General features: G+C 68.7%; 13 protein-coding genes and 1 tRNA gene. 7 read left to right on the plus strand and 7 right to left on the minus strand.

What is annotated here, in order from left to right; genetic code table 11:
* Window positions 1–91: 91 nt before the first annotated feature.
* Window positions 92–1,123: an alpha-hydroxy acid oxidase gene (locus AB0E63_RS11100; RefSeq protein ID WP_360364189.1), complete on the plus strand. Its 1,032-nt coding sequence runs from the start codon at window positions 92–94 to the stop codon at window positions 1,121–1,123.
* Here AB0E63_RS11100 and AB0E63_RS11105 read toward each other — a convergent pair.
* Window positions 1,113–2,066: a crosslink repair DNA glycosylase YcaQ family protein gene (locus AB0E63_RS11105; protein WP_360364190.1), complete on the minus strand. Its 954-nt coding sequence runs from the start codon at window positions 2,064–2,066 to the stop codon at window positions 1,113–1,115. The two genes, AB0E63_RS11100 and AB0E63_RS11105, sit on opposite strands and share 11 nt — an antisense overlap.
* Before the next feature lie 87 nt (window positions 2,067–2,153).
* On the opposite strand from AB0E63_RS11105, the gene AB0E63_RS11110 reads away from it, so the two are divergent.
* On the plus strand, window positions 2,154–3,008 hold the full coding sequence (locus AB0E63_RS11110) for a formyltransferase family protein (RefSeq protein WP_360364192.1): 855 nt from the start codon (window positions 2,154–2,156) through the stop codon (window positions 3,006–3,008).
* A 59-nt stretch (window positions 3,009–3,067) separates the two neighbouring features.
* Here AB0E63_RS11110 and rplA read toward each other — a convergent pair whose 3' ends face one another.
* The 5 genes from rplA to AB0E63_RS11135 all read right to left on the minus strand — a co-directional run bounded on the left by rplA (window position 3,068) and on the right by AB0E63_RS11135 (window position 6,005).
* Complete coding sequence (rplA, locus tag AB0E63_RS11115) at window positions 3,068–3,793, minus strand: 50S ribosomal protein L1 (RefSeq protein ID WP_360364194.1); 726 nt, start codon at window positions 3,791–3,793, stop codon at window positions 3,068–3,070.
* A 121-nt stretch (window positions 3,794–3,914) separates the two neighbouring features.
* The gene (rplK, locus tag AB0E63_RS11120; RefSeq protein ID WP_360364196.1) at window positions 3,915–4,346 is read right to left on the minus strand and encodes a 50S ribosomal protein L11; all 432 of its coding nucleotides are present in this window, start codon (window positions 4,344–4,346) and stop codon (window positions 3,915–3,917) included.
* Between the two features lie 12 nt (window positions 4,347–4,358).
* Window positions 4,359–5,132, minus strand: a complete 774-nt coding sequence (gene nusG, locus AB0E63_RS11125) for a transcription termination/antitermination protein NusG (protein ID WP_360364281.1) — start codon at window positions 5,130–5,132, stop codon at window positions 4,359–4,361.
* Between the two features lie 502 nt (window positions 5,133–5,634).
* On the minus strand, window positions 5,635–5,877 hold the full coding sequence (secE, locus tag AB0E63_RS11130) for a preprotein translocase subunit SecE (protein WP_130384685.1): 243 nt from the start codon (window positions 5,875–5,877) through the stop codon (window positions 5,635–5,637).
* Window positions 5,878–5,932: 55 nt separating this feature from the next.
* Window positions 5,933–6,005, minus strand: a tRNA-Trp gene (locus AB0E63_RS11135).
* A gap of 294 nt (window positions 6,006–6,299) precedes the next feature.
* Here AB0E63_RS11135 and AB0E63_RS11140 point away from each other — a divergent pair.
* The 4 genes from AB0E63_RS11140 to AB0E63_RS11155 all read left to right on the plus strand — a co-directional run bounded on the left by AB0E63_RS11140 (window position 6,300) and on the right by AB0E63_RS11155 (window position 10,583).
* On the plus strand, window positions 6,300–7,493 hold the full coding sequence (locus AB0E63_RS11140) for a pyridoxal phosphate-dependent aminotransferase (RefSeq protein WP_360364198.1): 1,194 nt from the start codon (window positions 6,300–6,302) through the stop codon (window positions 7,491–7,493).
* Window positions 7,494–7,530: 37 nt separating this feature from the next.
* Entirely contained in the window at window positions 7,531–8,574 is a 1,044-nt protein-coding gene (locus AB0E63_RS11145) for an adenosine deaminase (protein ID WP_360364200.1), read from the plus strand.
* Window positions 8,574–9,149 carry a histidine phosphatase family protein gene (locus AB0E63_RS11150; RefSeq protein WP_360364201.1) on the plus strand — a complete coding sequence of 192 codons (576 nt, stop codon included), beginning with the start codon at window positions 8,574–8,576 and terminating at the stop codon, window positions 9,147–9,149. The genes AB0E63_RS11145 and AB0E63_RS11150 overlap by 1 nt, the downstream gene beginning before the upstream one ends.
* A 63-nt stretch (window positions 9,150–9,212) precedes the next feature.
* Window positions 9,213–10,583: a TrpB-like pyridoxal phosphate-dependent enzyme gene (locus AB0E63_RS11155; protein WP_360364203.1), complete on the plus strand. Its 1,371-nt coding sequence runs from the start codon at window positions 9,213–9,215 to the stop codon at window positions 10,581–10,583.
* 112 nt (window positions 10,584–10,695) lie between these two features.
* On the opposite strand, the gene AB0E63_RS11160 is transcribed toward AB0E63_RS11155, so the two are convergent.
* Entirely contained in the window at window positions 10,696–11,100 is a 405-nt protein-coding gene (locus AB0E63_RS11160; RefSeq protein WP_360364205.1) for a hypothetical protein, read from the minus strand.
* A gap of 284 nt (window positions 11,101–11,384) precedes the next feature.
* Between AB0E63_RS11160 and AB0E63_RS11165 the strand changes: the two genes are divergently transcribed.
* The gene (locus AB0E63_RS11165; protein WP_360364207.1) at window positions 11,385–12,950 is read left to right on the plus strand and encodes a hypothetical protein; all 1,566 of its coding nucleotides are present in this window, start codon (window positions 11,385–11,387) and stop codon (window positions 12,948–12,950) included.
* Window positions 12,951–12,957 lie beyond the last annotated feature (7 nt).

Genomic DNA, 12,957 nt, shown 5'->3' on the forward strand with positions numbered 1-12,957 from the left:
TACCGCGTCATACCTCTACTTTACCGACCACCCTCAACCACCGCCCCCGGTTTATCCCCGTGCTGGCGAAACCGGTGCAACGATGGAGCGCATGCGATGGATCGACACTCTTGAAGCCGCGGCCGCCGAGAAACTGCCCGAAGCCGCACATCGGTACTTCCGGCAGGGCTCAGCCGGCGGGATCAGCGTCGGTGAGGCCGTCGCGGCCTGGTCGGGGTACCGCTTCCGTCCGCACGTGCTGAACGACGTCTCGACGATCGACCTCAGTACGACGGTCCTCGGCACGCCTGTCGACGCACCGATCCTGGTCGCACCGTCGACCCTGCAGCGGATGGTCGACCCCGACGGCGAGATCGCGATGGCGCGTGGCGTGGGCGCGGCAAACTCGGTGCTTGGCGTCTCCACCAACGCCGGGACGACGTTCGCCGACTTCGGAGCGACCGGAGTGCCGTGGTGGCTGCAGCTCTACGTCCTGCGGAATCGCGAGATCACCATGCGGATGCTCGACGCCGCGGTCGAGGGCGGCGCCCGAGCGGTCGTGCTGACCGTCGACACGCCTGTCGTCGGCCGGAAGGAGGACGACGGACCGACCATCTGGGATCTCGTGCAGCCGGGTCAGTGGCTGGCGAACCTTCCCGAGGGTGAGTGGACCGACGACGATCTGGACAAGGCAGACGACCTGACCCCCGATGTCATCGGCTGGCTGGCCGAGCGCTCCGGTTTGCCAGTGGTGGTGAAGGGTGTCCTCCGCGGCGACGACGCCAAGCGGTGTGCGGACGCGGGCGCCGCCGGCGTCATCGTGTCGAACCACGGCGGCCGCCAGCTCGACGGCTCGATCCCGACCGCCCAGGCACTCCCCGAGGTGGCCGAAGCCTTGGCCGGTACGGGCACCGAGGTGTACGTCGACGGCGGCATCCGCCGCGGTGAACACATCCTCGCCGCCCTCGCCCTCGGCGCCCGCGCCGTCTTCGTCGGCCGCCCTGCCCTCTGGGCCCTCACCGTCGACTCCTCCGCCGGCGTCACCCGCCTCCTGACCGACCTGGCCACCGAGCTGGATCACTCCCTCCGCCTCTCCGGCCACACCACCCCCGCCGCCCTAACCCCCGACCTCATCACCACGTAGCCAGGTGAGCGCCGGGGATCGGGAACGCCGAGACCTCTGCGGCGAGTTCGTCGTACTGGTGGGGTTCGAGGTGCTCGGTCAGGACGACGTCGACCTTGCCGGCCTTCCGCCCCCAGGCACCCACGATCCTGCCGTCGACGAGAACTCCGTTGGGATGAAACGAGTCCGCCGCCGAGGTCAGGGCCCGCAGACCCGGGGCAATGAAGCGGCCATCGCGGTCCCGCCCGAGCAGCCGCAGATCCGGAGCGACGAGCAGCCGGACGCCGCGCGGCCGCGTCGCCTCCAGCAGGCCCGCCTCGTCAGTCCGCAGGATCCAGGCCGGTGTGCCGTCGAAGTCGACCTCGAGCAGTTCGCTCGACACCCCGTCCCAGATCTGCCGAGCATCCGCAGGAGACAAACCCGCCCACCAAGCAAACGCTTTCGGAGTGGTTGGCCCGAACCGGTGAACATGACGGCGACACAACTCCTCACGTGCCGCGTCGACATCGACATCCGGTCTCGGGACTTCGCGCACCCACAAGGAACTGGTGGTCCAGCGCAATGCGATCCGGCCGCTCGGACAGGCAGCCCGCAGCCCCGGAAGCCCACCGCGCAACTCGCGCCCGTCCAGTAGCCGGCACACGTTGTCCGCAACCTCGACAATGCGACGGACAGCCTCCGCGGCCAGCGGAAGTCTGCCGAGGGTGAAGACGCCGAAGTCCTTCCGGGGCAGGACATACACCGCATCGCGTGGACTGTAGGTCTGGATCAGACTCGGGTGCTCCCACCCCGAAGGCTCGCAGTCTGTGACTCGAGCGTGCAGACCCAGGAGCGCGTCCCGCGGAGCCGTGTCCTGCAAACCGACGAACGCCGCCTCTTCGTATGACCCGGCCGAAAGCCGCTCGACCAGCCGGTTCACCCGAAGCCGGTAGGACACGGCCTGTTCGCGCGTAACAACACTCATGAGGCGACCGTAGAGAGAAATGACGCCAGCCGATGGCTTGTTTTGCTCGCGCGGAAGAACCTGAGGCGTGGAACCGTGGGGGGTGTGATGGACGTACAAGAGGGTGTGAGTCTGCGGATCGTTGGGTTGAATGCGTTTCTGCCGGGGTTCCGGTTGGTGCGCGAGTTCGCGGAGCGGAGCGGGCATGAGCTCGTGCTGGTGGTGACGCTGCCGGAGAGCGGGCGGTACGGCGAGAGCCGGCCGATGGTGACGGAGTTGCCGGATCAGACGAACGTACTGATCACGCGCAAGCTGCGGACCGTGGCTGCGCCGGTGATCGACGCGCTGCGGCCGGATGTAGTCATCTCGGCTGCGTTCCCCCGGCTGATTCCGGCGGAGATCCTGGAGATTCCGAAGTACGGCGCGATCAACTGCCACCCGTCACCGCTGCCGGCCGGGCGCGGTCCGACGCCACAGCGGCTGATCTACGAAGGCGACGAGCGGATCGGCGCGACGGTGCACCGGACCGCCGCCGAGTTCGACACCGGCGCGATCCTCGCCCAGCGCATCGCACCGCTCCCCGAGGACCTGAACGGCACCGGGATCATGCAGGTCTGGGGCGACCTGCTCGGCCGGTGTCTGGACGAGGCGGTTCCGCGGCTCGTGGCCGGCGATCCGGGCGAGCGGCAAGATCCCGCCGCGGCCAGTGAAGCGCCGTTCTTCACCGAGGAGGAGATGCTCCTCGACCTGACCGAATCGTCTCACGTCGTACGACGGAAGTCCGCCGCCCTCAACGTGACCTCACCCCAAGCCAAGGTCCAGCTCGCCGGCACGACCCACGTCATCACCAGAACGGACGTCGTACCAGCACCGTCCAGCGCGGCCGCGGGCACGATCCTCGAGGAACACGAGGACGGTTGGACCGTGCAGACCGGCGACCTGCCCCTCCGACTGACCCGCTGACCCCCCGCAAAACAGAAGGACCCCGGGAGATCCCGGGGTCCTTCTGGTGCTGAGGTGGCTCAGGCGTCCGCGCTCTGCTCCTCGAGCAGGTTGCGCGTCAGGTTGGGGTCAACCTGGACGCCCGGTCCCATCGTGGTCGAGACGACCGTCTTCTTGATGTAGCGGCCCTTGGAGCTGGCCGGCTTCAGCCGGAGGATCTCCTCGAGCGCGGCGCTGTAGTTCTCCACCAGCTGGGCCTCGTCGAACGACGCCTTGCCGATGATGAAGTGCAGGTTCGCGTGCCGGTCGACCCGGAACTCGATCTTGCCGCCCTTGATCTCCGTCACGGCCTTGACCACGTCCGGGGTCACCGTGCCGGTCTTCGGGTTCGGCATCAGACCACGCGGGCCGAGGACGCGGCCGAGCCGGCCGACCTTGCCCATCAGGTCAGGGGTCGCGACGACGGCGTCGAAGTCGAGCCAGCCGTCGGTCACCTTCTTGATCATGTCGTCGTCGCCGACGAAGTCGGCGCCGGCGGCCTTCGCGGCCTCGGCCTTCTCACCGGTGGCGAAGACGAGGACCCGTGCCGTCTTGCCAGTGCCGTTCGGAAGGTTGACGGTGCCGCGCACCATCTGGTCGGCCTTGCGGGGGTCGACCCCGAGGCGCATCGCGACGTCGATCGTCGAGTTGAACTTCTTGCTGCCGGCGGCCTCCTTGGCCAACCGGATCGCCTCGAGCGGCGTGTACAAGTGGTCGAAGTCGATCTTGTCCGCGATCGCGCGGTAAGCCTTACTGCGCTGTGCCATTGCATGTCCTCTCTGGGGTGTGGTCTCCGGGCGGCGCTTCGCCCTGCCACAACTGCGTGCGTCTACTGCTCGTTCGTACGGCGGTCTGCCCGCCGGACTCACGTCGTACCGATGAGCGGGCTCAGCCGTCGACGGTGACACCCATCGAGCGCGCGGTGCCCTCGATGATCTTCATCGCGGCGTCGATGTCGCGGGCGTTCAGGTCCGGCATCTTGGTGGTGGCGATCTCCCGGACCTGGTCCTTGGTGATCTTGCCGACCTTCTCCTTGTGCGGGACCGGCGAGCCCTTCTGCAGACCGGCGGCCTTCTTGATCATCTCCGGCGCCGGCGGCGTCTTGGTGACGAAGGTGAAGGAACGGTCTTCGTAAATGGTGATCTCGACCGGAATCACGTTGCCGCGCATGGACTCTGTCTGGGCGTTGTACGCCTTGCAGAACTCCATGATGTTGACGCCGTGCGGACCGAGCGCGGTACCGACCGGCGGTGCCGGCGTCGCGGCACCGGCCTGGAGCTGCACCTTGACCAGGGCAGCGATCTTCTTCTTGGGAGGCATTCTGTCGGGTCCTTAGACTTTCTGGATCTGGTTGAAGCTGAGTTCCACCGGGGTCTCCCGGCCGAAGATCTCCACCAGGGCCTTGATCCGCTGGGCCTCGGCATTGATCTCCGTGACTGTGGCGTGCAGGGTCGCGAACGGCCCGTCGACCACCATGACCGAGTCGCCCACACCGAAGTCGGCGACCTCGACCTTCTTCTTGGCCGCGGTCTTGGCGGGTGCGGCGCCGGCTTCGGCAGCCGCCTGCTCGGCCGCCGCCACGACGGCCGGAGCGAGCATCTTCTCCACCTCTTCGAGGCTGAGCGGGACCGGCTTCTGGCTGTTCCCGACGAAGCCGGTCACCGACGGCGTGTGCCGCACGGTCGACCAGGACTCGTCGGTCAGATCCATCCGGACCAGCACGTAGCCGGGGAGAACGGTGCGCTTGACCATCCGGCGCTGCCCGTTCTTGATCTCGGCGACCTCTTCGGTCGGCACGATGATCTCGAAGATGTAGTCCTCCATGTTCAGGGAGTTGATCCGGTTCTCAAGGTTGCCCTTGACCCGGTTCTCCATCCCTGAGTACGTGTGCACCACGTACCAGTCACCGATCTGCGAACGCAGCCGGCTGCGCAGCTCCTCGAGCGGGTCGCCCGGCTCCTCCGGCTCGGCGTCCTCCTCGACGACAGCCTCGTCGTCCTCGGTCGCCGCGGAGGCCGCGGCGAGCGCGTCCACATCGGCGTCGTCGTCGTCGGCCTCGTCCTCGGCATCCGGCGTCGTACCGTCGTCGTCGCTGGAGAAGACCAGTTCGTCGACGGCCGGCACCTCCTCGGTGCTCTCCGGCGCGGTCTCGGCGGTCTCTTCGGCCAGCTCCTCGGCCGCGTCCTCGACGTCGGCCTCGGTCACCACCTCGGGGGCCTCGGCCTCGTCGGCGGCGGCGACCACCACGACCGGCTCGTCGTCGGAGTCGTCCTCGTCGGCCGGCGGCTCTTCGGCCTCGTCGTCGGCGGAGTACTCCTCGTCGTCCTCGTCCTCGTCGTCGGCAGCGACCTCGTCGGCCTCGTCGTCGAGGCCCGCGAACGGGTCGTCGTCGTCATCGTCGTCGTCACCGAACAGGTCGTCGTCGGTGGCGTTCTCGTCGAAGTCGACGTCGTCGTCGGCGTCAGCGGATACGTCGAACTCGTCCTCCAGTTCGAGGACCTCGTCGTCGCGCTCGGACACGTTGTACTCCGTCATCTCTGCATCGGGTGTTGTTCTGGCTTCGGGTCAGGGACCTGCGGCAAGGCTGTTCAGCGGGCGGCTGCGAACCTCAGCCGAAGATCTTGAACATCGCCCAGCCGAAGGCGAGGTCGAGCACCGAGACGATCGCGATGACGAACACCACGAAGGTCAGGACGACCACGAAGTAGGTGGACAGCTGCTTGCGAGTCGGCCAGACGACCTTGCGGAGCTCGGCAACCACCTGGCGGTAGAAGCGCAGCAGGCCCCTGCCCTGCTTGCCTTCCGCAGGTTTGCCGGCGCCGGACGGTGCCGGGGTGCGCGTCTCCGTCACGACCTACCTCTTTCGCTAGCGGCGGCCTGACCGGCCCTGCGCCGGTCAGGATTTGCAGGGCACGAGGGACTTGAACCCCCAACCTTCGGTTTTGGAGACCGATGCTCTGCCAGTTGAGCTAGTGCCCTCTGCAATCCTCCGGACGCCGCACAGGACCTGATCTCGGGCATGCCGGATCAGGGCCATCAACGCCCGGACTAGAAGAGTGTACGGGGTCCGAGCCACCTGGTCGAACTGAGGCTCCACCCGAACGACCCCTCACCGGGCGCCGTACCGCGACCAGAACCATACAGCCTTCACCCGGTCCCAACGGACCACGCCCCCAGCGTGTTCCCGGGATCACGGGATCTTCGGAGGCGGTACGGCGTACGCCTGGTGATACCGCGCTGCGGGGCGCGGCGGGCTGGTGCCAGGATGGGCGCATGGGTTCCAGGATCTCGGCGCGGATCGGCGCCATCAGTGAATCGGCGACGCTGGCGGTGGACAGCAAGGCCAAGGCGCTCAAGGCGGCCGGGCGCCCCGTGATCGGGTTCGGCGCCGGCGAACCGGACTTCCCGACGCCCGACTACATCGTCGAGGCGGCCGTCGCGGCCGCCCGGGACCCGAAGAACCACCGCTACAGCCCGGCCGGCGGTCTGCCGGAGCTCAAGCAAGCGATCGTCGACAAGACCAGGCGCGACTCCGGCTACGAGATCGAGGCCGCCCAGGTCCTGGTCACGAACGGCGGCAAGCACGCTGTCTACAACACGTTCGCGACCCTCCTCGACCCGGGTGACGAGGTGCTGCTGCCGGCGCCGTACTGGACGACGTACCCGGAGACCATCCGGCTGGCCGGCGGTGTGCCGGTCGAGGTGCTCGCCGACGAGTCGCAGAACTACTGCGTCACCGTCGAGCAGCTCGAGGCGGCCCGGACCGACAAGACCAAGGCTCTGCTGTTCTGCTCGCCGTCCAACCCGACCGGTGCGGTGGACAGCCCGGAGGCGATCGCGGAGATCGGCCGCTGGGCGCTCGAGCACGACCTCTGGGTGATCACCGACGAGATCTACGAGCACCTGACGTACGGCGACGCGACGTCGACCTCGATCCCGGTGGTGGTGCCGGAGCTGGCCGACAAGACCGTCGTACTCAACGGCGTCGCCAAGACGTACGCGATGACCGGCTGGCGGGTCGGCTGGATGATCGGTCCGAAGGACGTGATCAAGGCCGCGACCAATCTGCAGTCGCACCAGACCTCGAACGTCTGCAACGTCGCCCAGCGGGCCGCGATCGCCGCGCTGACCGGCGACCTGTCCGCGGTCGACGAGATGAAGCTGGCGTTCGACCGGCGCCGGCAGACCATGGTCCGGCTGTTGAACGAGATCCCCGGCATCGAGTGCCCCGAGCCGACCGGCGCGTTCTACGCGTACCCGTCGGTCAAGGGCGTGCTCGGCAGGGAGATCGGTGGGCGTACGCCGTCGACCTCGGCGGAGCTGGCCGAGATCATCCTGGACGAGGCCGAGGTGGCAGTGGTGCCGGGCGAGGCTTTCGGCGCCCCCGGCTACCTGCGTCTGTCCTACGCGCTCGGCGACGCCGACCTGGCCGAAGGCGTCGGCCGGATCGCCAAGTTGCTGAGCTGATTTCTCCCGACGGGTGGGTGGTCGGTAACCTTCGGTAATGACGCAGCGGGATCTGCGGGTGCTGCCGAAGACACACCTGCATCTGCACTTCTCCGGGTCGATGCGGCACCTGACCTTGGTCGAGCTGGCGGACAAGCACGGCGTCCGGCTGCCTGACGCGCTGCGCACCGACTGGCCGCCGGAGTTGTCGGCGGCCGACGAGCGCGGCTGGTTCCGGTTCCAGCGGCTGTACGACATCGCGCGGTCGGTGCTGCGCACGGAGGACGACGTACGGCGGCTGGTCCGCGAGGCGGCCGAGGACGACCGGGCCGACGGCTCCCGCTGGCTGGAGATCCAGGTCGACCCGTCCGGGTACGCGAACCGCTTCCACGGGATCACCCAGTTCACCGATCTGGTCCTGGATGCGGCCCGGGACGCGTCGGCCAGCACCGGGATCGACGTCCAGGTGATCATCGCGGCCAACCGCACTCGGCATCCCCTCGACGCGCGGACGCTGGCCCGGCTGGCAGCGCAGTACGTCGGTCGTGGTGTGGTCGGGTTCGGTCTGTCGAACGACGAGCGCCGCGGTACGACGTCCGAGTTCGCACCGGCCTTCCGGATCGCACGGCACGCCGGACTGCTCTCCACACCGCACGGTGGTGAGCTGTGTGGCCCGGCGACCGTCCGGACCTGCCTTGACGAGCTGGAAGCCGGTCGCATCGGCCATGGCGTGCGCTCTGTCGAGGACCCGGACCTGTTGAAGCGAGTGGTCGACGCACAGGTCGCACTGGAGGTCTGCCCAGCGTCCAATGTCTCCCTCGGCGTCTACCGCCGCCCGGAGGACGTGCCGCTCCGACAGCTCTATGAGGCCGGTGCGCGCATCGCCCTCGGCGCCGACGACCCCCTGCTCTTCGGGTCCCGCCTGGCCGAGCAGTACGAAACCGCCCGCACGGTCCACGGCTTCTCCGACGAAGAGCTCGCCGACCTGGCCCGCGGCTCAGTCCTGGCCTCCACCGCCCCACCCGAAACCCAAAAGGCCCTCCTGGCAGAAATCAACAACTGGCTCGGCGCCTCCACCCCCGCCCCAGTCCCGGCGTACTAATGGCCTTCGAGACCGTCTACCTGGCCCGCCACGGCCAGACGGAGTGGAACGTCGAAGGCCGCCGCCAGGGCCGGCTGGACTCACCGCTGACACCCCACGGCCTGCTGCAGGCCCAGCGCAACGCCGACCTCCTCGGCAACCATCAGATCGACGCCGTCTTCACCAGTCCCCTCCCCCGATCCCGCCGAACCGCGGAGATCTTGGCGCCAGCCTTGCCCGTGGAGGTGCTCAACGACTTGGCCGAGATCGCGCACGGCGCGTGGTCCGGGCTCACGTCGGCGGAGATCGACGGTATCTGGCCGGGGATGCGGGCGGCGCGCGAGCAGGACAAGTACGCCTTCCGCTTTCCTGGCGGCGAGAGTTACGCGGATGCCGACGTGCGAGCCGGGCGGGCGCTGGCGGAGATCGCTCGGCGGGGCGCGCGACGGCCTTTGCTGGTATCGCACGAGATGATCGGCCGGATGCTGCTGAAGCAACTGGGCGTAGCGGATGCGCTACACCTCGGGCAACCGTCCGATGTGGTCTATCGAGTCGGCTCCGGTGGCGAGATCGATCGGCTGACGGCGGCAGAATAAGTGCCGGCTCGGTTCCGGGGCAGGGCATTGTCCGGGCACCTGGGCGCGCCGTAGTTTTCAGGCATGACGCCGACGAAGATCCTGCTGCCAGAGGACGAGCTGCCGACCCGTTGGTACAACGTGCTGCACGATCTACCGACGCCGCCCCCGCCGGTGCTGCACCCTGGGACCGGGCAGCCGATCGGGCCTGACGACCTCGCGCCGTTGTTCCCGATGGACTTGATCATGCAAGAGGTTTCGCAGGATCAGTACGTCGATATCCCGGGCGAAGTGCTCGACGTGTACCGGTTGTGGCGGCCGAGCCCGCTCTACCGGGCGCACCGGCTGGAGAAGGCGCTCGATACTCCGGCGCGGATCTATTACAAGTACGAAGGCGTCTCGCCCGCGGGCTCGCACAAACCGAATACTGCTGTGCCGCAGGCCTACTACAACGCGAAGTCCGGCGTCCGGAAGCTCACCACCGAGACCGGCGCCGGCCAGTGGGGTACGGCGCTCGCGTTCGCCTGCGCGCAGTTCGGCCTGGACTGCGAGGTTTGGCAGGTGCGGGCGTCGTACGACCAGAAGCCGTACCGCCGGACGATGATGGAGGTCTTCGGCGCGACCGTGCACCCGAGCCCGTCGGAGCTGACCGAGGCCGGGCGGAAGATCCTCGCCGGGGATCCGGACTCCCCCGGCTCACTCGGCATCGCGATCAGCGAGGCGGTCGAGGCCGCCATCCAGGATCCCGACATTCACTACGCGCTCGGCTCGGTGCTCAACCACGTGCTGCTGCACCAGACGATCATCGGCGAGGAAGCGTTGATCCAGCTCGCCATGGCCGGCGAGACGCCCGACCTCCTGGTCGGCTGCACCGGCGGCGGATCGAACTTCGGCGGCCTCGCGTTCCCGTTCCTGCGCGAGCGCTGGGCCGGGCGGATGGCTCCGGTCGTCCGGGCGGTCGAGCCGGCCGCGTGCCCGTCGCTGACCCAGGGGACGTACGCGTACGACTTCGGCGACACGATCGGGATGACGCCGCTGATGAAGATGCACACCCTCGGCCACGATTTCGTTCCCGACCCGATCCACGCCGGCGGCCTGCGGTACCACGGCATGAGCCCTTTGATCAGCCACCTCTACGAGACCGGCGAGATCGAGGCGGTCGCCAAGGCCCAGTCCGAGTGCTTCGCGGCCGGCCTCCAGTTCGCCCGCACCGAGGGCATCGTGCCCGCGCCCGAGCCGACCCACGCCCTCGCCGCCGCGATCGAGGAAGCCCAGCGCTGCAAGGAATCCGGCGAGGAGAAGGTCATCCTCACCGCCCTCTGCGGCCATGGCCACCTGGACCTGGCCGCCTACGACGCCTACCTCACCGGCAACATGACCGACCGCTCCTGGGACGACGCCGACATCCAATCGGCCGTGGCCCAGGCCCTCTCTCGCCTACCGGTGCTCAGCTAGGGGGCGATACGGCCTAACGCCCGCCGCGCTTCCACCACGGCTTGGGCCGTTTCGCCACGGCCTCGAGCCAGTCCTGCGGAACGGCCCATCCCCTAGCGGTCAGCGCCCCGAACTACTCCGCCTTGAGACTGTCCGGCAACCAGTACGTCGCCTTGTGCGGTCCAGCCGCTTCGAAGTACGTCGTACGGTGCCGGGCGCTCCACACCGTCGCCTGGTTGGAGCTGTAGGCGAGTCGCACGTAGTCCCACCGTGCCTGCTCGTCGTCCATGTCGAACGCCCGCTCGACCACACGTCCGCTGCCTCGGGGCTCCCGCTCGATCTCTTCGAGCAACTCCTGCACGAGGGCCCGGTCATCCGTCATGCCTTCCGGCAACCGCAGACCCACCGGATCCAGTAGGACGGCGCCCAGCTGAGGTCGCGCCACCTCGAGAAACACCTCCAGCAACGCGAATCCCTCTTCGGCTCGCTCGAAGCGATCCAGCTCGGCTCGCAGCGTCGTGATGGCTTCCTCGGGCACGCGGACACCCTAGTCCGCCCCGGTCAGGTCCTCATCTGCCCGGCCCTGCCCCGACCTGCCCCCATCTGCCCCACCTTGCCCCGACCGATCACGCTCAGCTAGGAAGCCCTCGCGGCCCATCGAGCCGCAACACCCCGTCGACAGCCGTCGACCGACCCCTGAAAACCCTTTCAGCGTTGGAAATCGGGGGCAACCCGGGGCAGTTAGGGGCATCGTGGGGCAGCTCGTCCACAGGGGCGATTTTCGTGGTCGCGGAGGGTGGTTGGACACCTACAGTTACCGCCATGTCAGAGGCCAACGAGTTGTTGCGCGCCGCGCGGGAGCGCACGCCGTCGCGCCGCGCACCGGGTGAACACCTGTCCCGGGCGGAGCTCGCCGAGGCGGTCTGTGCGTGGTTGTGGGACACCACCGAGGTCAGGTACGAGCTGGACGGCCACTACATCGCGAAGCTGGAACGAGGCGCCGTCCGCTGGCCGGGCGCCGCGTACCGATCCGGTCTGCGCTACGTCCTGAATGTTGCTTCAGACAACGATCTCGGTTTCAGCCCGCCACCCGGCGTGGTGGCGACCGAGCCGGACCTGACGCTGCCGTCGACCGTCGGGCTCGACGACGACGTGATGGACGCCGGCGACGAGTCGATCGCGCTGCTCACGTTCGCCGAGGAGTCCAACGTCGGCGACCTCACCGTCGAGCAACTGCACGCCGACATCCTGCGCATCGCCCAGAGCTACCTCCGCACGCCGACCAGACCGCTGTTCGTCCGCAGCCGCTCCATCCGCGACCGCGCGTTCCGGCTCCTGGCCGGCCGGCAGTCGCCCAAGCAGTCTCGCGACATCTACGCGGCAGCCGGTTGGTCGATCACCCTGCTGGCTTGGATGTCGGTCGACCTCGGCCGGCCGGACGTCGCCGAGCGGCACACCCGGACGGCTTGGGCGTGCGCCGAGGCCGCCGATCACGACGTACTGCGGGGTTGGATCCGCGCCACCCAGCACACCGCCGCCTTCTGGCAGGACGACTTCGACGCCGCAGCCGCCTACGCGCAGGACGGCCTGCGGTACGCCGCCGGCACGTCGGCCCTGTTCCTCGCCAGCGCCGCCGCGGTCGATCTCGCCCGGTCCGGACGTCTGGACGACGCCCGCGACGCGCTCGGCAGGGCCCGACGCTTGGCCGTCACTCCGGCGGAGTCCGAACCAGGCGGACCCTTCCTCTGTACGCCGGAACGCGCCGAAGGCATCTGGTCGGACGCGTACCTCGCGCTGGGAGAAGCCCGGCACACGCTCGGGCACGCGGATCGCGCCGTCGCGATGTTCGAGGGTGCGCCGCACCTGCTCAGGAATTTCGGCTCCGAGCGGATGGTCCGCCTGCAGCAGGCCAAGGCGCGGCTGGTGCTCGGCCAGCTCGACGGTGCTGCCGAGACGCTCGAGCCAGTGCTCAGCACACCACTGGAGTACCGGGTTCGCCCGTTGATCCACCGGATCGGCGAGGTCGCTGCCCTCACAGCGCCGTACGCGCGCAGCCCGCAAGGCCGCCAGATCCGCGAGCGGATCCGCGACTTCACTCAGCATCCCGATCTCCCCGCCCGCCCAACTTCCACCCGCCGCCGCAAGCCGAAACGGCAGCAGCCCGATGAACCGCCCCCGCCGGCCCTCGATCCCTCGCCCGGCACCGAACACCTCGACCCCGGACAGCCGACAACTCACCGCCCCGACACCCAACGCAAAGTCCCCGCCCGCGCGGACCCGCACGGCGCCGAGTCCCCCGGACCCGATACCCAGCGACCCGATGCCCACCGACCCGAGTCCAACGGCCCCGACGTCCGCGGGCCTGAAGCGGTTCGGTCTGCGGGCTGATGTGGTG

The sequence above is a fragment of the Kribbella sp. NPDC026596 genome (genome assembly GCF_040638415.1).
In the GTDB taxonomy this organism is placed as follows: domain Bacteria; phylum Actinomycetota; class Actinomycetes; order Propionibacteriales; family Kribbellaceae; genus Kribbella.

Excerpts from the sequence above, each read along its gene's own strand:
- AB0E63_RS11100 (WP_360364189.1), top strand. The coding sequence starts at position 92 with ATGCGATGGATCGACACTCTTGAAGCCGCGGCCGCCGAGAAACTGCCC.
- AB0E63_RS11105 (WP_360364190.1), bottom strand. The coding sequence starts at position 2,066 with ATGAGTGTTGTTACGCGCGAACAGGCCGTGTCCTACCGGCTTCGGGTG.
- AB0E63_RS11110 (WP_360364192.1), top strand. The coding sequence starts at position 2,154 with ATGGACGTACAAGAGGGTGTGAGTCTGCGGATCGTTGGGTTGAATGCG.
- rplA (WP_360364194.1), bottom strand. The coding sequence starts at position 3,793 with ATGGCACAGCGCAGTAAGGCTTACCGCGCGATCGCGGACAAGATCGAC.
- rplK (WP_360364196.1), bottom strand. The coding sequence starts at position 4,346 with ATGCCTCCCAAGAAGAAGATCGCTGCCCTGGTCAAGGTGCAGCTCCAG.
- AB0E63_RS11140 (WP_360364198.1), top strand. The coding sequence starts at position 6,300 with ATGGGTTCCAGGATCTCGGCGCGGATCGGCGCCATCAGTGAATCGGCG.
- AB0E63_RS11145 (WP_360364200.1), top strand. The coding sequence starts at position 7,531 with ATGACGCAGCGGGATCTGCGGGTGCTGCCGAAGACACACCTGCATCTG.
- AB0E63_RS11150 (WP_360364201.1), top strand. The coding sequence starts at position 8,574 with ATGGCCTTCGAGACCGTCTACCTGGCCCGCCACGGCCAGACGGAGTGG.
- AB0E63_RS11155 (WP_360364203.1), top strand. The coding sequence starts at position 9,213 with ATGACGCCGACGAAGATCCTGCTGCCAGAGGACGAGCTGCCGACCCGT.
- AB0E63_RS11165 (WP_360364207.1), top strand. The coding sequence starts at position 11,385 with ATGTCAGAGGCCAACGAGTTGTTGCGCGCCGCGCGGGAGCGCACGCCG.